A 21773-nucleotide genomic window follows, 5' to 3' on the forward strand; every position below is an offset into this window, starting at 1 on the left:
TTTTATTCATTGCATAAGTTTTGTTTACTTTGATGTTGCTATTAAACTTAAGGTTTGAGTTTACAACGCAGTAGCGTGTGCCCTAGGCCAAGATTGTCTGTATCTTCATCCACATACAGTCCCGCTTGGTGAAGCAGGGCCAATAAATCCTTAGAGTGATACATGCGGCTGTTGCCATTGGCTATGGCGCTGAAATAGAGGCTAGTGGCATTTACGCAATAGGCGGAGGCGGCCGATGGCTGTCTATCCCAAAAGGTTTCGACGATAAAGAGTTGGCTGCTTGATGTCATTGCCTTTGCCGTGCGTTGTAAAATGCTCAGGATTTGGCTTTTTGAGAAGCAATCCAGAAATTGACTCATCCAGTAAGTATCGGCGCCTTCGACAAAGGGTAGTGAGTCGTCCAGCAGATCGGTGGCAAAGGTATGCACGCGTGCTGCAAAACCTCGTGCGAGTGCATTTTGTGTGGCTACCTCTAGTTGCCCCGGAAAATCCATAATCGTGACTTCAACGCTTGCGTCATAATCACAGCAGCTCAGTGCCCATTTTCCCGTATTGCCGCCTATATCCACTAAATGGCTTGGCTTATGGGCAAACACTAATGGCAGAAGCTGTGGAAAGGCATGATCCGAATAGTAATGATCGAAGGCAAACCAGCTCTGTTTCGCTTTGGGTGGTAGATCTTTTAAGGCGGGGTAGATGGTATTCCAGTCACCGAACACCTTAAGTCCTGCGGCCTTGCCTTCGAGTAGCGCGGTATCAAGGTTAAAAAGGCCTTGATAGCAAACATCCTGCACAAAGTTAAGATTGATGGCTGCCATGTCGTCATGGAGTAAAAAGTGCCCAGTTTTGTCGAGCACATAGCCATTTTCATTTTGCCAAACGAGACCCATACTGAGCCCCATATCCAGCAAGACTCCAAGGGCGTACTCGCTCAGTGGTGTCGATTGGCTTAGCTCGGCGGCAGTGATCCCATGCTCGGCCGCTTTATCTATTTGGGCTAGCACATCGAATTTGAGTAGGCAGTGGGCGACTTGAAAGCTGATGGGGCCAAAGGCAATTTTTTGAGCTTCAAACTTCGCATTGAAGGCGCTGATATTACTTGGTGTTCGGTAAAAAGACATAAAAAGGAATGAATTGGCGAGCGGGTCCGTTCTTTATAACCAAGTTAGCCGTGAAAGCCAGTTGAGATACAAAGAACTATGAGCTGTATCCAAACTTGAGCAGTAACTTGTTTATGCTCTGTAATCGAGATCTAAATAATGGAATGCCATAAATAAAAATACCCAGCCAAAGCTGGGTATTTTAAGGACGATAAAACGTCGTTTATTGAACGTTTTCTTCGTCGCCGAATTGGCCTTGGAACAAGACTGAAGATAGGTAACGCTCGGCAGCCGATGGCAAAATAACCACAATGGTTTTGCCTGCAAACTCTGGCAACTCAGCGATGCGGTTGGCGGCGACAACGGCGGCACCCGATGAAATACCCACTAAAATGCCTTCTTCTTGCATTAAGCGGCGGGCCATGTCGATGGCTTCATCGTTAGTAACAGCTTCAACACGGTCAATCAATTCTAAATCTAAGTTACCTGGGATAAAGCCAGCACCAATACCTTGGATTTTATGCGGCCCTGGTTGCACAGGTAAGCCAGCTAAGGTTTGAGCTATAACAGGAGAATCTGCTGGCTCAACCGCCACTGAGGTGATGGTTTTACCGGCCACTTTTTTCAAGTAACGGCTTACCCCAGTAATTGTACCGCCAGTACCTACACCGGCAACAAACACATCCACTTCACCATCGGTATCATTCCAGATTTCTGGACCTGTGGTTTTTTCATGGATTTCTGGGTTAGCAGGGTTATTAAACTGCTGCAATAAAATGTATTTTTCAGGAGCCGATTGGCGAATTTCTTCCGCTTTATCAATCGCACCTTTCATGCCTTTCGCGCCTTCAGTCAGCACGAGAGTTGCGCCTAAGGCTTTGAGTAGCTTACGACGCTCTAAACTCATGGTATTTGGCATGGTCAGGGTCAGTTTATAGCCACGGGCCGCGGCAACATACGCTAATGCAATACCTGTGTTGCCTGATGTCGGCTCAATCAGCTCATGATTTTTTGTTAATAGACCTTTCTTCTCGGCATCCCAAATCATATTGGCACCGATACGGCATTTAACACTGAAACTTGGGTTACGGGCTTCGACTTTGGCCAGCACTTTACCTTGGCTAACACGGTTTAAACGTACTAGTGGTGTATTACCAATAGTATATGAATTATCTTCGAAAATTTTGCTCATGGATTGCTTGCTCCTATGTTGGCACTACTGAATCATAATCTGCTGTGGCGCTTTTAGAAGTGATTGTTTGTTCTTCTTTATTCGATTTGGTTATTAAAGGCTGTTCTGTTATTCGCAAACCCTGATTGGCAGCCAGTTTAACTGTGTTAACCTCTTACTAACATAAAAAAGATTGTGGCATTAACAGGGATAACTTCTTGATGTCTCAATCGTAAAACTAGCCTATCACTCGTATCGGACAAGCGCAAAGATGAAGCAGCAACAAATGGATCTGGGTAAAGATCCAAAAACGATGGTAACACCAAAGGCATTTACCATTGCAGCAGCCGTGTTATATACCCCATTGGCGACACCGTTGAAGCGGATGTTAGCCATACTGATTGATGGTTTGCTGATCACTGTGTTAGCTGAGCAGATGGATTGGATGTTTGTCTTGCTGGTGGTCAGTATTATCTGGATTGAAAAGCACAGTCGTAAGTTTGGTCGTTTACTCAAGTGGGGACTTTATGCCCTGATGTTGGTTTTTATGTTGCTGACAACCGCCAATAATCTGTTTGATTTTAATGGAACAGACGTTAAAAGCAGTGAGGGAGTAGAGCAACAATTGGCATTAGGTGAACAAATCATTACGTCACTACCAGCATTGATGTCGTTGAGCCAGTGTAATAATTATGCTTGTGGTAAAACTCAAGTTCAGTCCCTACATGAAGCGATAAAAAATGCTTCAGGATCAAAGGGCATGACAGAAAATGATCAACGTGAAATAGTGCTAGCAACCATAGCCAACAGTAGTTTGCCTGCCATAGACAGTGAAAAGTTACAGGCGGAAGTGCTTAATGGCAGCCTATGGCCTGTTATTACGCTTCCTGTTGAGTTGGCGACAACAGATTCTCCGCCTGAGCCACTTCAGCCTATTCAAGCTATTTCGCCGGATGTACAGCCGCAAAGTGCGGTGGCTGATGCAGTGAATGTGAGCCCTTCGCAATATTCTCGCCTCAGAACCGTTGATGAAGCTACAAGCCATAGTGTTGTCGCTTGGGTGAAAGGCTTTCTGAGTGATATGGGGCTGGGTTTTGGGTGGGCAGCGTTTTACTTTACCGTCTTTACTGCACGATTTGATGGTCAAACCTTAGGTAAGAAGATGCTGGGCATTCGGGTGATCCAGCTCGATGGTGCCAACATCAGTTTATGGGCCGCGTTTGGCCGTTATGGTGGCTATGCCGCAGGCTTTACCACAGGCTTACTTGGCTTTATGCAAATATTTTGGGATGCCAATCGGCAGGGGATCCAAGATAAAATATCTTCAACAGTCGTGATAGACTTAGTGCAAATGCATAAAAAGCAACGATTAGAGCAACAAGCGCAGGGGCAAAATGAGTTAGCACCTGTGCTTACGAGTGATGATGCATCCTCTGCTCACCTTACAACCAGTACCCGTTTGGAGCATTTATGAAACAGGTCGTCATTTCGGGGAGTGGCCTATTTACGCCGCCCCACAGTATTTCCAATGAAGCCTTAGTTGAGAGCTTCAATGCTTATGTGGATATTTTCAATCTTGAAAATGCAGGTTTAATTGAGCAAGGCCATATTGCGGCTTTGTCCTATTCATCGAGCGAGTTTATTGAAAAAGCCTCCGGCATCAAGCACAGATATGTGATGGTGAAAGAGGGCATTCTGGATCCCGAAATCATGATGCCGTTGATTCCTGAGCGCAGTAGTGACGAATTATCGATGCAGGCCGAGATTGGCCTTGAAGCTGCCTTGATGGCACTAAAGAATGCCAATCTCAAGGCTGAGCAAATTGACTTAGTGATTGTTGCCTGTGCTTATACTCAGCGTGCGTATCCTGCTATGGCGATTGAAATTCAACGTGCACTGGGTACGCGGGGTTATGGTTACGACATGCAGGTAGCGTGTTCATCGGCGACGTTTGCAATTGTCGCCGCGGCTAATGCCATTGCTACGGGTTCTGCCTCAAGAGTGCTAGTGATCAACCCTGAAATTTGCTCGGCACAGGTGAATTATCGCGACCGTGACAGCCATTTTATCTTCGGTGATGTGGCGACGGCTCTGGTACTGGAAGAACAAAGCTTAGCCCAGTCTGACCATGTGTTTAAGATCCTCTCAAGCCGCTGTTTTACCGATTACTCGAACAATATTCGTAGTAATTTTGGCTTTTTGAATCGCTGCGATCCGAGTGCGGCCCATCAAGCCGATAAGTTATTCCACCAACAAGGGCGCAAGGTATTTAAAGAGCTGTTGCCGATGATTTATCAGCATTTGGATGAACATCTGGTCGAACAAGCGTTAACGCCACAGTCCTTCAAACGTTTGTGGTTACATCAAGCCAACATCAACATGAATCAGTTTGTAGTGAGAAAGTTGCTTGGGGATGATGTGTCAGCGGAACAAGCGCCCGTGGTACTAGATGAATACGCCAATACGGCTTCCGCGGGTTCTGTTATTGCATTTCATAAGTTTTCCGGTGACTTTAAGACTGGCGATTTAGGTTTATTGAGTTCGTTTGGCGCAGGATATTCTATTGGCAGTGTTATTCTGCAGAAGGTCTAAGATTCTCACCGCCATAATAAAAAGCCCACATCGAGGAAGATGTGGGCTTTTTATGTCAGTTGTTTGCCTAAGTTGCTTTCTGTTTAAGGCAATGATTGTTTATAGCAGCCATGCGTAACTTAACTTCATAAAGTAGGTTTTCTCGTCCCGCGTCAGGCGGCTTAACTCATCATTAGCCTGCAAACTATCAGAGTATCCAAGGTAGAACACACTCTGCGGATTGAGTTTATAACCGTAGAGGAGTTCATTACCTAAATGCGCTTCCTCACTCTGAGGCGCCGAATATAAATACTGCGCCACATTGCGATTTATCCGGGTGTAAATGCTAGAAAGGCGAATAAAACTGTGTAGACTGAATTGCCAGTTGAGGCGTACATCGCTCAGATTCGCGGTAAAAAGCGCACCTTGTTCCACATCCATTTGCTGATAAAGATGGGAGATATCGATAGAAAGTCCATTAGCAATTTTCCAATTGATACTCGGGTTCATTTGCGTTTTAGTGCCCAGCCTATCATTGATAAAATCAATTTCATCGCCGTAGTACATTTCAAGCTCCATACTCAGGGGCGATAACGGGGTTACTGCGCCATAAAACCACACTTGGGTTTCATCATATAGTTGACTATTTCCGGCGATAGTGAGTTGTGAAGCATCGCGGCGAGGGCCCACACGTTCACGGGTTTCTACACCAAAGGTGATTTCGCTTTGTAATGCGCCGAGGATTTCGATGTAGGCTTCATACTCTTCTTCAAGTTGTTCGCCTGCTTGGTTATGAGTGATATCCCAATCTCCCGCTAACTCCACCTTGTTAAAGGTGCCCGTAGGATACCAAATCAAACCCGCACCAGCCTCAAAGGTGCGGTAATCGATTTTTTCGACAAAGCCTAAATCGGCACGAAAATCGGGATCAACTGCGTTGTATTCACTGTAAGCAAACCAATTTCGCTCTTCGTGTTTAAAGGTTAACTGATATAAATTGCCGCCAAAGCGGCTATCAGACTGGCTACGTAATACTTGTTCGTTGAGTTGGCAGTGACCGAGTTCGCAATCAAGCTGAGATTGGCCACAGGGCAACCCATTACTAGGATCATTTTCAGTATCAGTACAAAATTGACGATAGACTCCCGTGGGGTACTGAGTATCCGATTGGGCCACTTGTGCAGTGAAACTGTCCTGTGGTGTTGGTTGATATTTCGCATCCAGACTAATGACATAGTTGTGGTAATCGGGTTGGCTGTTGATCTCATAGTGCGGGTTATTTGCTGTACCATTGTGAGTGTTGTCACTGCTTGTTTTCGCGGTAAGTAATCCGCCGATGGAGAAGGTTTTGCTCATGTCGAAACGATAACGTCCCGCAAGGTTCAAACTTTCTTGATCAAGCGAGGCAACCTCTGAGCTTAAATTTCCCGGTACCAAAAACGTGGTTTGGCTATCGTTACTCGCTAGCAGAGCTAAGGTGTGATCATCGCTCTTACTTGTCAGTTTTATACCATAGTCAGGTGCAACAATATTGCGGGTGTGCAGCAGATTCACCTGTGTGTCGAAATAGTCTTTATTATCCAAAAAGAACGGCCGTTTCTCATCATAAAACAAGGAGAAAGTGCTGTTCACTTCAAGCTGGCCTGCATCGGATTCCACTTGGGAAAAATCGGGATTAATGGTGGCATTGAGTAAGGTGCTGGAATTAATGCCCCAGCGTAAGTCTACACCTGGCTCGAGATTGTTATCAGCTTCCCAGCCATCCGCCTGTTTATGTTCGTTACGGTTGGCGATAAAAGTCGGGGTGATTTGTACATCCTGTCCTTGTTCTGCCCCCGCCAAGCCAGAAGCCACACCTAACTGACAAAGTTGACAACTCGTATTACGGTCAATCTTATGGGTCGATAGGCGATGTTTTTCATTGCGTGGATAATAACGAATTAACTCAAAGCCCCATTCTTGCAGGCTTTTCTTGTCGTCAAAGTTGAACAGTCTCAGTGGTAACTCGACTTCGACCTGATAACCATCTGCGGTGATCTTGCCTGCGGATTTCCAAATACCATCCCATGCTTCGCTTTCTTCACCCGTTAGTTCGTTTTCAATTGAGTCTAATTGCACGCCAAGGGGATTAATAAAAAATTGGTACGCTAAACGGGCATTATTAAAAGTATCGAGTTTAATTCCGACTAAATCATCACTCCACAGCTTGTCTCTGTCCTTGAGTGTGGCCCGAATGAGTTTGGGATTAATGTCTTTGGCAGTAAATGCCACAAAAAGACTGGTTTTAGTCGCATAGACTCGCGCCTCGGTTTTCACTAATGCGGCAATGTTTTCCCCTGGTTGGGTTTCGTATTTGAGCTCTGTGACTGCGGCTTGTTGCCAAATGGCATCGTCCAACTCACCGTCGATATTGGCAGCACTGTTAAGTGTTGGAATGGCTAACTGAAATTGGCTGGCATAGCCAGCAATACAAGTTACAGGTAGAAAAGCAAGACTAGATAAGATGATGGCTAAGATTGATTTCAACAAAAAAGACTCAAATAACACATTCGTGGCGCGCATTTTGCCAGAAAACGTGAAGTTAACAATAGCGAGTAATTGTTACAAGGTTTGCGTTGATTTTAACGAGGCGAAACATGATTGGATTATTGGGGCTAAAAAAATTGGGGAGCAGTGCTGAGTCATGACTCAGCACTGCTGGTGTTACTACTCGGGTGCGATGGCATGGTTACGATACGCATCACGATACTTATCGACCCACATGGCCGTCGCGCCACAAATCGCCACTGGCATGACGATAAAGTTGACTATGGGGATCATCGAAAATAGCGTCACAGTGGCGCCAAAGCTAAAACTGGTGCCACGGGTTTGATTCAAGGCAAAGCGCATATCTTTAAAACTGACCTTGTGGTTATCGAAGGGATAATCGCAGTACTGAATCGCCATCATCCAAGCGCTGAACAGAAACCATAAAATCGGCGCCAGCGTCTGGCCTACCATAGGCACTAAAAACAATAACAAAAATACCAGTGCACGGGGCAGATAGTATTTGAGTTTGATCCACTCACGCCCAAGGATACGCGGTAAGTCTTTGATTAAATCAATACCAGAACCGGTATTCAACTGCTTACCAGTTAACTGCTGCTCGACTTTTTCAGCCAACAGGCCATTAAAGGGGGCGGCGAGCCAGTTCATGACGGAGCTAAATACAAAAGCAAGCATCACCAGCATAGTGGTGACGGCGAGGGGCCAAAGCAAAAAGTTTAACCAGCTTAAATATTCAGGGAGCTGGGCATTCATCCAAGTGAATAGCGTATCTAACTGGCCTATGGCTACATAAATGACGCCAGCAAACAGCAGTAGGTTAATCATTAGCGGAATAAATACGAAAGTGCGCAGGCCTTTACGTGTGATTAAACCAAAGCCATCGAGAAAATAATTAACGCCACTTTTGGCTGGGAAGGGCAAGGTTTTTTTCTGTGTCATATCGTTTTTCCAAAAAGTTAAGCGACAGCTATATGCGATTGTGATCAACTCATGGACAGATGACAAGCTAAAAGCCGCATGAATTCAATAAAAAGCGTTACAAAATGCTGCCTGCTTTGTTAAAGTTGCCAGCAGAATGCATTTGCACCGCTCGGCTCATTTTCGGGCCAGACTTCAGAGACGCGCTAACTGGCACCATGAGATTAAAACAGATAAAACTTGCCGGCTTTAAGTCGTTTGTCGATCCCACGAAAATTCCTTTTTTACAGGCATTAACCGCCATTATTGGCCCAAATGGCTGCGGTAAATCGAACGTGATCGATGCCGTGCGTTGGGTGCTCGGTGAAAGCTCGGCGAAGCACCTACGCGGTGATTCTATGGCTGATGTGATATTTAACGGTTCAAGCGCGCGAAAACCTGTGTCTGTGGCGGGTGTTGAACTTATTTTTGAAAACAAAGAGGGCCGTCTTGCTGGTCAGTATGCCAGTTATGAAGAAATCGCCGTTAAGCGTCAAGTGAGCCGCGACGGTGAGTCTTGGTATTTTCTCAATGGTCAAAAGTGTCGTCGTAAAGACATTACCGACTTGTTTATGGGCACAGGTCTTGGCCCGCGCAGTTATGCCATTATCGAGCAAGGCACTATTTCCCGCCTGATTGAATCTAAACCCCAAGACTTGCGTACCTTTATTGAGGAAGCCGCTGGGATTTCCCGCTATAAAGAGCGTCGGCGCGAAACTGAAAACCGTATTCGCCATACCCGCGAAAACCTCGAGCGTTTGGGCGATATTCGCAGTGAACTCGGTAAGCAGTTAGATAAACTCGCGCAGCAGGCTAAAGCCGCTAAACAATATCGTGAGCTTAAACAGGCCGAGCGTAAGACCCATGCTGAACTCCTTGTGATGCGCTATCAAGAGTTGCAAGCTCAGATGGCGAGTCTATCTGAGCAGATAAGTGCTATTGAAGTACAGCAAGCGTCGGCGCAGTCACTCGCGCAAACCGATGAATTACAGACCACTGAATTGCAAGTGCAACTCGCGCAATTGGCGGAGCAAGAGCAGCGAGCCGTTGAAGCCTATTATCTGACTGGTACTGAAATCGCTAAGTTAGAGCAACAGCTACAGAATCAAAAGCAGCGCGACGCCCAGCTCGAAACCCAGTTGGCGCAAGTCAAAGAGCAGATCCAACAAAACACCGATAAGCTTAACGGTTATAAAGCGAGTCTTAGCGCGTTAGAGCTTGAGCTTGCCAAACTTGGGCCACAGCATGATGAGCAACAAGAGATCATGGATGAGCTGCAATCCCAATGGGAAATGAGCATAGAACGCAGTCAGCAGCAGGCCGAAGTGGCGCGCCAACAGGCAGCGGATGTTTCTCAACATAAGTTACAGCTTGAACTGCGTCGCAGCCAGTTAGCGCATCAGCAGCAATTACTGCAACACAAACAGCAACAAAGTCGTGAGCAGCAGGCGCAACTTTCGGCGTTAATGGACGGTGATCTCGCATCGAGTATTACACCATTGCAGCAAGATATTGAGTCTTTGGATGATGCGCTCACACTGCAAAATGAAATTAATCATCAGCAAGAACAAAGTGTAAGTGCAAGTACGCAAGCCTTAGATGAAGCCCGCCATAGCGCTGAGCAAATTCAGCAGCAATTAACTGCGACTAAAGCGCGCCATGAGCTGGTTGAACAGTGGTTGACTAAGCAAGAACAGCAGAGTGATAAACCGCAGTTATGGCAGAGTTTAACCGTTGAAAATGGTTGGGAAACCGCGGCCGAACTCGCCCTAAATGGCTTGTTGACCTTGCCCGTTGGCGTAACTGAAACTGAAATGGGGTTTCAAGCGTTAGCGTCACAATCAAGCCAAAGTGAATTTTTACAGGCTAAGGTGAATCTCGCCCCTTGGTTAGCGGGGCTTAAGTGGGCAAAGGATATCCATGCAGCGAAAGAACTGCTGCCACAGCTAACATCCGATGAACGGATTGTCACTGCCGACGGTTATCTACTGGGACAAGGTTTTTTAATCACTAAAACAGAGGGCGCCCAGTCACTGGTGCAACTCAGTAAAGAGCAAGCTCAGTTAGCGCAAAATATCCTCGATTTGCAACAATCCCTGCAGATTCGGCAAGACAAGATGACAGATCTTGCGGCTATTTTGCAGCAACAAAGACTGCAACTGACCGATGGCGCGCAAAAATTACATCAATTGCAGTTAGACAAAGCGACTAAGTCGATGCAGCTTAGTGGTTTAATCGAGCAAGTGAAGGCGCACGTCGAACAGCAAAGTAAACTCGACGCGGCTTTAAGTACGAGTTTGATTGATATTGAACGCTTAAGCGAGCAATGCGAATTATTAGCAGAACAAGAAATGGAGCTCGATGAGACGCTGCAGGCTAGTGAAGATATTCAGCGGCAACTCATCCAAGACACACAGGCCGATAGTGTGCGCCATCAAGCATTAAAAGGGCGTATTACTGAGGTAGAACGTCAATTATCAGCCACTGCGACGGGTTTGCAAGCCGTGACGATGCGCATGGCCGTGAGCACGGAGCAAATTGAATTACAGCAAGTGCGTGTCAATGAACTCATCCACTCCCGCGAGTCTGTGTTAACAGAACTTGCCAAAGTTGCCCAATTGAGTGGGGTGCAAAATAGTGTGCAGCTGACTGAGCAGTTAACACAGTTACTAAAGCAACAACATGAGCAACAACAGGGCTTAAAAGAGGTTCGTCAGCAGCAAAGTGTGCTCACAGACACATTAAACCGTATAGGAATAAAGCAAAAACAAGAGCTTGGTAAGCTTGAGGACTTGACTCAAAGCCTGAGCACGTTAAAGTTACGTCGTGAAGGAATAAAAGGCCAAGCGAATAGTCAGCTGGAAGCCTTACAGGAACAGCAAATCATTCTGTCTGAAATCCTTGGAAACTTGCCCGCAGAGGGGATGCCAGACAAGTGGCAGAGTGATTTAGATCAAATACGGCAGAAAATTGTTCGTTTAGGTGCCATTAACCTTGCAGCGATCGAAGAATTTGAACAGCAAAGTGAGCGAAAATCTTATCTTGATCATCAAGATGACGATTTAAATAAAGGGCTTGCAACCTTAGAGGAAGCGATTCGTAAAATAGATAAGGAAACCCGAAGCCGCTTTAAGACGACATTTGACTCAGTCAACGAAGATCTTGGACGCTTATTTCCGAAAGTGTTTGGTGGCGGCCGAGCTTATTTAGCGTTAACTGACGACGATTTGTTAGAAACGGGCGTGACTATCATGGCCCAACCACCGGGGAAGAAGAACAGCACAATCCATCTTCTTTCGGGTGGTGAAAAAGCATTAACCGCTTTATCATTGGTATTCGCCATTTTTAGGCTGAATCCTGCTCCCTTCTGTATGTTAGATGAAGTGGATGCGCCATTAGACGATGCCAACGTAGAACGCTTCTGTCGATTGCTAAAAGAAATGTCACAGAGCGTACAGTTTATTTATATCAGCCATAACAAAATAACCATGGAAATGGCGGATCAACTTATTGGCGTGACTATGCACGAGCCCGGTGTGTCTCGTATAGTTGCGGTAGACATAGAGCAAGCGGTGGCGATGGCTGACGCTGGATAACTAGAAGAAAGACAGGGTAACCAATGGAAGATTTGCAACTAGTATTGTTTGTTTTAGGCGCCATAGCCATAGTTGCTGTGCTGGTGCATGGATTTTGGTCTATCAGAAGACAACAGCCTAAATCATTGAAAGATAGCCCAATGAGCAACTTTTATAAGAAACAGGCTGAGAAAGGTGAGCCGAGTCCGAAGCGGATCGATTCAGAAGGGTTTGATGCCGATGGTATTGGCGCCGTACGCGTGCGCAAAGCCGGTGAACTTGCACCTAACAATGAAACTCCTGCGGCCAATCCTTATTTGAAGCAGGAAGTAAAGCTAGAACCAAAGCCTGAATTTAAACCACAAGAGTTTAAATCAGCAGAATTTAAACCAGAGTTGAAAGTTGGCCCTAAACACGAGCCTGTGACAGCCCAGCCTGATTTTAGCTTGCAGCCACCCGTGGCAAAAGAGCAACACCGTGGCCCGAAAGTCTCGCGTCAAGAGCCCGTTTTGAACACTCAAGTGAGCACGCAAACTCCGCCAATGGGTCAATCTCATGCGGCTATCGTCGCGCAAAAAGCGGCTGAGCAGGAACATGCGTTACGTAGTGCAGCTCCGCAGCAAACGGCCTTGTTTGACGAAAATGAATATAAAGAAGATAGCTATCAAGAAGAGGTTGTCGAACAAGCCGCTGAAGATGAGTTAGGTGAACCACGCGACGTACTGGTATTACACGTGGTCGCTAAAGAGGGTCTACAGCTTAACGGAGCCGAATTGCTACCTTGTTTCTTAACCTTGAATTTTAAATATGGCGATATGAATATTTTCCATCGCCATGTGGATAATGCTGGCAATGGTAAAGTATTGTTCTCGATAGCGAATATGCTAAAGCCTGGCGTGTTTGATCCGGATAATATGGAGCAGTTCAGTACCCAAGGTGTGGTGTTTTTCATGACTTTGCCTTGCTACGGTGACGCCCTAATGAATTTCTCGATTATGCTTAACTCGGCGCGTCAACTCGCGGATGATATCGATGCGGTCGTGCTTGACGGACAACGCCAACCTTGGGGTGAGTTCACTAAGCAAGATTATTTACACCGCATTCGCGCTAACGCTTAAGCCGACGCCGCAACTTGGCGGTTAATACATTGATGAGGCCGCGATTGCGGCCTCATTTTTTGTGATCTACTTTTTGTGATCTACTTTTTGTGATCTAAAGAATTCTGGATAAAGAATATGCAAGACATTCAAATCGATACACTTCTGTCTAAAGACGTCACCCCAGAAAACGCATCGCAGGTGATGCAGGCGCTCAGCCAATCGCTGAACGAGCACAACATTCGTTACTATGTGGACGATGCTCCGAGCATTACCGATTCTGAGTACGACAGGTTGATGCAGCGTTTACTCAAGTTAGAAGCCTTGTATCCCCATTTGATTGTCGCTGATTCACCGACTCAAAGGGTGGGCGGATTGGCACTGGCTAAGTTTGAGCAAATCACGCACCTTAAGCCTATGTTGAGCCTAGATAATGCCTTCGATGAGGCGGATTTCAGTGCTTTCCATAAGCGTGTCACCGATAAAGTGGGTGAGGTGAGTTTTTGTTGTGAGCCTAAACTTGATGGCCTTGCCGTGAGTATCTTGTATCGCCATGGTGTGCTCGAGCGTGCGGCGACGCGCGGCGATGGTTCAGTGGGTGAAGACATCACTGAAAATGTTAAAACCATTAAATCGATCCCGCTTAAATTACGCGGTCATGATTTTCCCGAGCTCGTTGAAGTGCGCGGCGAGGCTTTTATGCCAAAAGCCGCTTTTGAAGCTTTGAATGATAGGGCGCGCGCCAAGGATGAAAAACTCTTTGTTAATCCGCGTAACGCAGCAGCCGGTAGCCTACGTCAACTTGACAGTAAAATTACTGCTGCCCGTTCATTGGCTTTTTATGCCTATGCGCTTGGTGTTGTTGAGCCGGATTCCCATCCGTTAGCTAAAACCCATTTTGAACAGTTGCAACAGCTTAAGTCGTGGGGTTTACCCGTTAGTAGCGAAATCAAAGTCTGCGCTGAATTAAGTCAAGTCTATGATTACTACAAAGACATTCTTACTCGTCGCGGCGATTTAGCCTTTGAAATTGATGGGGTAGTGATGAAAGTTAACGATATTGCCCAGCAGCAACGTTTAGGTTTTGTGGCTAAATCTCCCCGCTGGGCGATTGCCTATAAGTTCCCTGCGCAGGAAGAAATGACTCAACTTGAAGGCGTTGATTTTCAAGTTGGGCGCACAGGTGCTGTCACGCCAGTGGCGCGCTTAAAGCCAGTGTTTGTTGGTGGCGTGACGGTATCGAATGCAACGCTGCACAATGCCGATGAAATTGCCCGCTTAGGCATTAAAGTCGGTGACACAGTGATCATCCGCCGCGCTGGCGATGTGATCCCACAAATTGTTGCCATAGTGCCCGAAAGACGCCCTGAAACGGCGACTGACATTGTATTCCCGCACAATTGTCCTGTATGTGGCAGTTTAGTTGAGCGCCTAGAAGGTGAGGCTGTGGCTCGCTGTAGCGGTGGTTTATTCTGCGAAGCGCAGCGTAAAGAAGCGATTAAGCATTTTGCATCCCGCAAGGCTTTAGATATCGATGGCATGGGCGACAAAGTCGTTGAGCAATTGATTGATAAAGAGTTAGTTCAAAGTCCTGCGGATCTGTTTAAGCTCACTGCTTCCATGATGACTATGCTTGACCGCATGGGGATGAAGTCGGCAACCAATTTAGCTGCCGCGATTGAAGCGGCCAAAACGACCACTCTCGCGCGTTTCTTATATGGCTTAGGTATTCGCGAAGTGGGCGAGGCGACGGCAGCAAACCTGGCGGCGCACTTTGCCAGTCTAGATGCGCTGCGGGTGGCAACTGTGGAGCAGTTAACCGAAGTGGAAGATGTTGGTGCTGTCGTTGCCCAGCATGTGGCCCATTTTTTTGCCCAGCCCCATAACCTTGAAGTTATTGATGCTTTAGTTGCTGCAGGTGTGCATTGGCCCGCCATTCAAGCACCTAGTGCAGATGCACAGCCGCTTAAAGGCCAAACTTGGGTATTGACTGGCACCTTAAATCAGCTCAATCGCAATGATGCTAAAGCGCAGTTGCAGGCGTTGGGGGCGAAAGTGGCAGGCAGTGTCTCCAAAAATACCGATTGTTTAGTGGCAGGAGAGGCGGCAGGTTCAAAACTGGCTAAAGCGCAGGAGCTTGGTGTTAAAGTGATGGATGAAGACGAGCTGTTAGCCCTTCTCGCCGCGAACGCTTGATTGGCGTCAGTTGAGAGAGCGTTGGCTTGATGTTGATTCAATGCTGGCTGTAGCGGCTGCAGCCTTGTATCGAGGGGTGAATACCGCAGAATAGCCGATATTAAATAGTGCCTGGCCCAAGGCGCTATTTTTTTGTCTGAAAATAATCACGGTGCGGAAAGATTATCTGCTTTGGCTATTGAATTAACTGCGATTGGCACCATCTCCTTGATATGCTGTTTTAGATTTTGCTGATTGGAAACCTATTTGAATTTTAGTCACATCACTTGGCTCGATGATAAAGGCCACATTAAACCGCCCATCTTTTTATATGCGCTTTTGGCTTATCTCGCGCGTGGTTGGTGTATTTTTATCGCCTCGCTGACTCAGATGGGTGATCGTTCTGAGTTAGTGCGGATTTTTTACCCTGAAAAGTCAGATTTTTTGTTAGCACTCGGGGCGGGACTTGGCGCTGTTTTGATTTATCTTGTGGTGATAGCTGAACGTCGACGTTCGCCCCAATGGTTAAGACCGATTTTTGTGCATTTAAAATGGGGGTTGTGGTTGCTGTTGATTATTGATGGCGTTTTGTTGGGTCAGCGATTGATCCATGACCAATTTCTGTTTCATTGGAGTCTTGCTTTAGATGCTTTAATGTTATTTTGGTCGAGTATTTATCTTATTAAATCGAAGCGACTCAGTTATTACCTCCGTGATTGGCCAAAAGAAGAAGCTAAAGAACTTCAGCCTTAGTTTTTATCGTATTGTTATATAATAACTTTATTTAGATCTGAGCGGTGGGGCGCATGACGATGTGTTCTATCCCTCAGTTTGATAAGGATTTTTACCTTATTTCTCCATTGAATGCTTTGAATCATCTATAGTTATATGTACTTAGCTTAAATGTGCCGTGTTGGATACGCAGATGAGGCCATCTGTTTATATCCACATTACATTTGAAAGGAGTCATATTGCGTGGCAAAAGTACCTCAAAAAAAGTTGTTACTGTCAGAAATTCAACTTGGCATGAGAGTCAAGTTGCCTTTGTCATGGACGAACCACCCTTTTTTATTTAACCGTGTTGATATTAGCAGTGCAGCTCAAATCGAAATGATTCGTGGCTTAGGCGTTCCCTATGTTTTTTTGTTATCTGAATTGAATCCCGGATCGGAGACAGTTAGGGAAGATGAGGATGTTGAAGATGAAATTGAAATTCCACCTGAGCGAGATCTTAAGGCCGATACCCGTAAGGCGATACGTTTAAGCCAAAAACGTTTCCTTGAGAACGTAAATAACTGCCGAAATGTATTTGGCAAGATAGCCAGTGATCCCGAAGGTGCCTATCGATTGTCGGCGTCACTGGTAGAAGACTTGCTCAGCCATCTACAGGAAGTTGAAAAACCTTTCCTCACTTTGGTTGGAATGGATGATAACGATGTCAGTGTGACCCAGCACGGAGTCTCTGTGGCAGTATTAGCAATGATGATGGGCCATGCACTGGATTTAAGTCCAAGGGAACTGCGTGATATTGCTCTTGGTAGTTTGTTACATGATATTGGAAAACTTAAGGTACCTGATGTTATTCGCCGTAAGCGCGGAGCCTTAACACCTCATGAGTCAAATTATCTGCAAATGCACCCTAATTTCGCTTATGACATGCTCAATCGTTCCGGATTATTCCCTAAAGAAGTACTCCACATTGTGTTACACCACCATGAGTTTATTGACGGTTCAGGTTTCCCTGATGGGTTAACTGACCATAAAATTCCTATCATTACGCAGATCGTGAGTTTGGCAAATGACTACGATCAACAGCTCAGTGGTCAACAAATATCCTCCCCTCAAGTCGCTTTAGGTTATTTGTTTAAGAATCGGGCCACTAAACATGCCGAATCTTTAATCGCTATTTTGGTTAAAATTCTCGGTATTTATCCACCAGGAACCATAGTGAAACTCTCCGATGGCTGTATCGCAAAAGTCATGATGACGACTAAAGATGTGAGTCAACCCCAAGTCTGGGCCTGCAAAGAGGATGGCAGTGAGCCATCGCTGCGTTTTTTAAGTAATGAAGGCGTGACAGTACAAAAAGCCATCAAGGCGGAAGAGTTGTCCGAGGGTGCTATTCGTACCTTACAAGTCGATAAAGGGATTAGTTTTTATTTTAGTTCGCTACAAACTTGAATCTTATGCGCTAAGTTCCGTATTCTATCTGCTGATGTGATTCCCTTAGGGCTAATATGGCGAATATAAAAGCAGAAAACAGCGCAGTAAAATCCAGTGTTGCTTTGGTCGGTTGTGGATGGTTTGGTTTTGCTTTGGCAAAGCAACTTGTCCATGAGGGCTATCGAGTCACTGGCTGTAAGCGCAGTGCCGAAGAATTATCGGTATTAACTGAAGTCGGGATTGAAGCCTATCCGCTGCAATTGGGCCACGAAGCATCATCTGCCCCCGATGCTCAGGCGTTAAGCGGTTTATTTCAGACTGATTATCTGGTGGTCAATATTCCTCCACGGCTAAAGCGTGGTAATGCTGCTTATCTTGAAGAATTACAACAACTCATCGCATTAACTCAAGGCTGGCAATATCAGCGGATTGTGTTTATCAGCACTACGGGCGTATATCCGACCCAAGATAAATTGATGACAGAAGCCGATGCGATGGCAGAATCAAGCGATAGCCAAGTGCTGTTAGATGCTGAAGCTTTATTTCAAGCATTGCCCCATACCTGTATCGTTCGTTTTGCTGGACTCGTCGGTCCTAAACGTCATCCTGGGCGTTTTCTTGCTGGAAAAACCGATGTGAGTGGAGCGAATGTCGCGGTAAATTTAGTCCATCTTAGCGACTGTGTGCGCGCCGTTAGCGCCATTCTCGCGGCAACTCATTCTGGATTATCAGTGGCGCCGATTTATAATCTTTGCGCACCTTCACATCCGACTAAAGCTGAGTTTTATCAAGCTGCTGCTGAATCTCTAGGTTTAGTCGCGCCAGAATTTAATCAACAATCTATGCCGAGTAAAGTCATCCAAGCTGACGCGATTGTCACAGATTTAGGCTTTCGATATCAGTATGTTTCGCCGCTGGATATGCTAGCGGCATGTTGAAAAAGGTTCATTACTGTAAAAGGTAAAAGTCGAACTTTTAGGTTATCTTTGGGTCCCAAGTTTGCTTGAGCAAATGTGTAATCCTTATTTAAACAAACGACGAATAAAAAGAGACAATATAATGAGCGTGTTTAATCGAGTTCGACCTATAGCAGTATTTGCGTGCGGATTAATGCTGAGTGCCAGCTTTGCCCTGCAGGCTGCAAGTTTCGAAGAAGGCAAGGATTATGTCACTGTGGCGGGCATTACCGAAACGCAAAAGCCAGTGCTGCGGGAGTTTTTTTCTTATAACTGTACACATTGTTATAAGCAAGAACCGCTCATTGAGTCGACAGTAAAGCTGCTTGGCAAAGATGTGGCCTTTGAGCGTACCCCCGTTGGTGCAGGTCGTCCCGCTTGGGAATTGAGCCAGTTTGCCTATTATATGGCGCAAAAATTAAAGATGACTAAGCAAACCCATGGTGCCATTTTTAAGCAAATTCATGAGAAAGGTGAGCAATTTACCACCCTTGAGCAAGTAAAAGCCTTTTTCATTGCCCAAGGCGCTAGGGTGGATGATGTCGATGCCGCGATGAATTCCGTTGATGCTAAATTCACTCTAATGAATTATGACTCTCAAGCTGAGCTTGCTGGGATCAAGGGGGTACCGTCATTACTGGTTAATGGCCGTTATATGCTGACCTCAACCGCACATACCGCAGAAGAATTGGCGGCGTTAGTGAAGTTTTTAGCTGCGAAGTAACGGCATTTTATAGACGGACGGCACGCGATGTATCATGCGATGAAAGTTGCTTGTTGCGAGTAACGCTTAGTCACGTTTCCTCAAGGTAGATTGAGTAACCCAGCATAGGCTGGGTTATTTTTTGTTGTAAACCTGCAAGGTGACTGTGAGTCAAACCCTAACATTTTGACGAAATAACATGATGAAATGAAACGGTAAGCAATTGACCTGACCTAGGTTTGATGAAATGAAACGTCTCTAATTAATTGAGAAACTCATGATTAAAACTCTCGATAATCTAGGCTAAAAACCTCAAGTTATCTGATTTTTAGCCAGTCTAGATCTGTATTAAAGGTCATTTAAATTTCTAATTTCCCTAGTTCAGACAATAAGTTATTTCTATTTATTGGATGAAAATCCTCTTTCTCCATTCGCATCCCACTCATTCATGTTCGACATTGGTCTAACCTGTTAAAAAAGTTAAAACCGTATCGAAATGTAATATCATTGTTAACTCTTTGAATTTGTTTCTATTCGCTATTTGCAGACAGTGTTTTGAATCACGGGTTAGACGAAAGTCGTGATTGTGCTCACACCAGCTGTTGCTAGATTAAACATGACTTAAAATTAAAACAGCACAGGGGAGTCACTATGGGTTTTGAAAACAACGACAAGGCAAAGGGTTATTGGCGCGAGAATATTCGTCTCGTACTGAGCTTATTAGCCATTTGGGCGGCAGTTTCTTTTGGATGCGGCATTTTATTGGTTGATGTACTCAATGAAGTCCATTTTATGGGATTCAAATTAGGTTTCTGGTTTGCACAACAGGGATCTATGTATGTATTCGTTGTGCTTATCTTTGTCTACGCGGCAAAAGCCAACGCCTTAGATAAAAAATATAACGTACAAGAAGACTAAGGAGCTTTGAGATGGATGTTCAAACACTCACATATATTATCGTAGGGCTCTCATTTGCGCTCTACATTGGGATTGCAATCTGGACCCGTGCGGGTTCAACCAAAGAGTTCTATGTTGCTGGCGGCGGTGTTCACCCTGTGGTGAACGGTATGGCAACGGCGGCAGATTGGATGTCAGCGGCGTCATTTATTTCGTTAGCGGGTATTGTGTCTTTCGTCGGTTACGATGGTAGCGTGTACTTGATGGGCTGGACGGGTGGTTACGTATTGCTTGCCCTTTGTATGGCACCGTATTTACGTAAATTTGGTAAGTTTACTGTGCCAGATTTCGTCGGTGAGCGTTATTACTCACAGGCGGCACGCACAGTCGCGGTTATCTGCGCTATCTTTATTTGCTTTACGTATATTGCAGGGCAAATGCGTGGCGTGGGTGTTGTGTTCTCGCGTTTCCTTGAAGTGGATGTGGATACTGGCGTATATATTGGTATGGCGGTCGTGTTCTTCTACGCGGTACTCGGTGGTATGAAAGGGATTACCTACACTCAGGTTGCCCAATACTGCGTACTGATTTTCGCCTTTATGGTTCCGGCTATTTTCCTTTCAGTGATGATGACAGGCCACTTAATTCCGCAAATTGGTTTTGGTGCTGAGTTACTGGATGCCGCTGGCAATAATAGCGGTGTGTATTTGTTAGAAAAACTCAATAACGTTTCGGTTGAGCTCGGCTTTGCACCTTACACCGACGGTTCTAAGAGCATGATAGATGTGTTCTGTATTACGGGTGCCTTGATGGTGGGGACTGCGGGTTTACCCCATGTTATCGTGCGTTTCTTCACTGTACCTAAGGTGAAAGATGCACGTATCACTGCCGGATGGTCGCTTGTTTTTATTGCGATTATGTACACCACAGTGCCTGCGTTAGCAGCGTTCTCCCGCGTGAACATGATTGAAACTATTAACGGTCCCGATTCTAAAGGTGTGGCTTATGAGTCTGCACCAGATTGGATTAAGAACTGGGAAAAAACCGGTTTGATTAAGTGGGATGACAAAAATGGCGACGGTAAAATTTACTATTCGTCAGGTAAGATTGAAGATCCCGCTAGCAAAAATGAAATGAAGATTGATAACGATATTATCGTACTTGCTACGCCAGAAATCGCTAATTTACCAGCTTGGGTTATCGCCCTCGTGGCGGCGGGTGGTTTAGCAGCAGCGTTATCAACATCTGCAGGCTTGCTATTGGTGATTTCAACGTCGGTTTCACACGACCTATTGAAAAAGAATTTAATGCCTAACCTTTCCGATAAAAAAGAGCTGCTATACGCTCGCTTGGCGGCAGGTATCGGCATTGTGATTGCGGGTTACTTTGGGGTGAACCCTCCTGGTTTCGTGGCGGCAGTGGTGGCATTCGCCTTCGGATTAGCGGCTTCCTCACTGTTCCCTGCCATTGTTATGGGTATTTTCTCTAAGACAATGAATAAAGAAGGTGCGATTGCCGGTATGTTAACGGGTCTACTGTTTACTGCAGGTTATATCATCTACTTCAAGTTTGTTGATCCAACGGCTAACATAGCTGCTAACTGGTTCCTGGGTATTTCACCAGAAGGTATTGGTATGGTAGGCATGTTAGTGAACTTCGGTGTGGCAGCGATAGTCAGTCGAGTCACTGCGGCAACACCACTGCATGTTCAGGAGATGGTTGAATCGATTCGTTTCCCTAAAGGTTCGGGTGAAGCAAGCGGCCACTAACCTTACTGCGTAATGGTGAGTACCAACACAAGAGAGCGCTTCGGCGCTCTTTTTTATGGCTCTTTTGGCCTGCCTTTATGACTCTGTGGGGA

15 protein-coding genes are annotated in these 21773 nt (G+C 45.7%); 11 read left to right on the top strand and 4 right to left on the bottom strand.

The window, feature by feature from the left end; all coding sequences use genetic code 11:
• Positions 1-47 precede the first annotated feature (47 nt).
• Complete coding sequence (locus tag KO537_RS09790; RefSeq protein ID WP_219234388.1) at positions 48-1121, bottom strand: methyltransferase; 1074 nt, start codon at positions 1119-1121, stop codon at positions 48-50.
• Positions 1122-1323: 202 nt separating this feature from the next.
• A complete protein-coding gene (gene cysK, locus KO537_RS09795; protein WP_113940761.1) occupies positions 1324-2292 on the bottom strand; it encodes a cysteine synthase A in 969 nt (322 codons plus the stop codon).
• Positions 2293-2542: 250 nt separating this feature from the next.
• On the opposite strand from cysK, the gene KO537_RS09800 reads away from it, so the two are divergent.
• On the top strand, positions 2543-3745 hold the full coding sequence (locus tag KO537_RS09800) for an RDD family protein (RefSeq protein ID WP_219234389.1): 1203 nt from the start codon (positions 2543-2545) through the stop codon (positions 3743-3745).
• The gene (locus KO537_RS09805) at positions 3742-4863 is read left to right on the top strand and encodes a beta-ketoacyl-ACP synthase III (protein ID WP_219234390.1); all 1122 of its coding nucleotides are present in this window, start codon (positions 3742-3744) and stop codon (positions 4861-4863) included. Before KO537_RS09800 ends, KO537_RS09805 begins: the two co-directional genes overlap by 4 nt.
• A gap of 99 nt (positions 4864-4962) precedes the next feature.
• Here KO537_RS09805 and KO537_RS09810 read toward each other — a convergent pair whose 3' ends face one another.
• Complete coding sequence (locus KO537_RS09810) at positions 4963-7404, bottom strand: carbohydrate binding family 9 domain-containing protein (RefSeq protein WP_219234391.1); 2442 nt, start codon at positions 7402-7404, stop codon at positions 4963-4965.
• Positions 7405-7548: 144 nt separating this feature from the next.
• The gene (gene cysZ, locus KO537_RS09815) at positions 7549-8328 is read right to left on the bottom strand and encodes a sulfate transporter CysZ (protein ID WP_219234392.1); all 780 of its coding nucleotides are present in this window, start codon (positions 8326-8328) and stop codon (positions 7549-7551) included.
• A gap of 197 nt (positions 8329-8525) precedes the next feature.
• Between cysZ and KO537_RS09820 the strand changes: the two genes are divergently transcribed.
• The 9 genes from KO537_RS09820 to KO537_RS09860 all read left to right on the top strand — a co-directional run bounded on the left by KO537_RS09820 (position 8526) and on the right by KO537_RS09860 (position 21681).
• Positions 8526-11942, top strand: coding sequence for a chromosome segregation protein SMC (locus KO537_RS09820; RefSeq protein ID WP_219234393.1), 3417 nt, complete (start codon positions 8526-8528; stop codon positions 11940-11942).
• A gap of 23 nt (positions 11943-11965) precedes the next feature.
• Positions 11966-13039: a cell division protein ZipA gene (gene zipA, locus KO537_RS09825; RefSeq protein ID WP_219234394.1), complete on the top strand. Its 1074-nt coding sequence runs from the start codon at positions 11966-11968 to the stop codon at positions 13037-13039.
• Between the two features lie 117 nt (positions 13040-13156).
• Positions 13157-15214, top strand: a complete 2058-nt coding sequence (gene ligA, locus KO537_RS09830; protein ID WP_219234395.1) for an NAD-dependent DNA ligase LigA — start codon at positions 13157-13159, stop codon at positions 15212-15214.
• Between the two features lie 246 nt (positions 15215-15460).
• Entirely contained in the window at positions 15461-15946 is a 486-nt protein-coding gene (locus tag KO537_RS09835; RefSeq protein WP_219234396.1) for a DUF2919 domain-containing protein, read from the top strand.
• A gap of 222 nt (positions 15947-16168) precedes the next feature.
• A complete protein-coding gene (locus KO537_RS09840) occupies positions 16169-17374 on the top strand; it encodes an HD-GYP domain-containing protein (protein WP_219234397.1) in 1206 nt (401 codons plus the stop codon).
• Between the two features lie 56 nt (positions 17375-17430).
• Positions 17431-18294 (top strand): NAD(P)-binding domain-containing protein, encoded by an 864-nt coding sequence (locus tag KO537_RS09845; RefSeq protein WP_219234398.1) that lies wholly within the window; start codon positions 17431-17433, stop codon positions 18292-18294.
• A gap of 121 nt (positions 18295-18415) precedes the next feature.
• The gene (locus tag KO537_RS09850; RefSeq protein ID WP_173244167.1) at positions 18416-19036 is read left to right on the top strand and encodes a thiol:disulfide interchange protein DsbA/DsbL; all 621 of its coding nucleotides are present in this window, start codon (positions 18416-18418) and stop codon (positions 19034-19036) included.
• A 630-nt stretch (positions 19037-19666) separates the two neighbouring features.
• Positions 19667-19933, top strand: coding sequence for a DUF4212 domain-containing protein (locus tag KO537_RS09855; protein ID WP_219234399.1), 267 nt, complete (start codon positions 19667-19669; stop codon positions 19931-19933).
• Between the two features lie 11 nt (positions 19934-19944).
• Positions 19945-21681, top strand: coding sequence for a sodium:solute symporter family protein (locus KO537_RS09860; RefSeq protein WP_219234400.1), 1737 nt, complete (start codon positions 19945-19947; stop codon positions 21679-21681).
• Positions 21682-21773 lie beyond the last annotated feature (92 nt).

It is taken from the genome of Shewanella sp. NKUCC01_JLK, from assembly GCF_019345615.1.
Lineage (GTDB): Bacteria > Pseudomonadota > Gammaproteobacteria > Enterobacterales > Shewanellaceae > Shewanella > Shewanella oncorhynchi.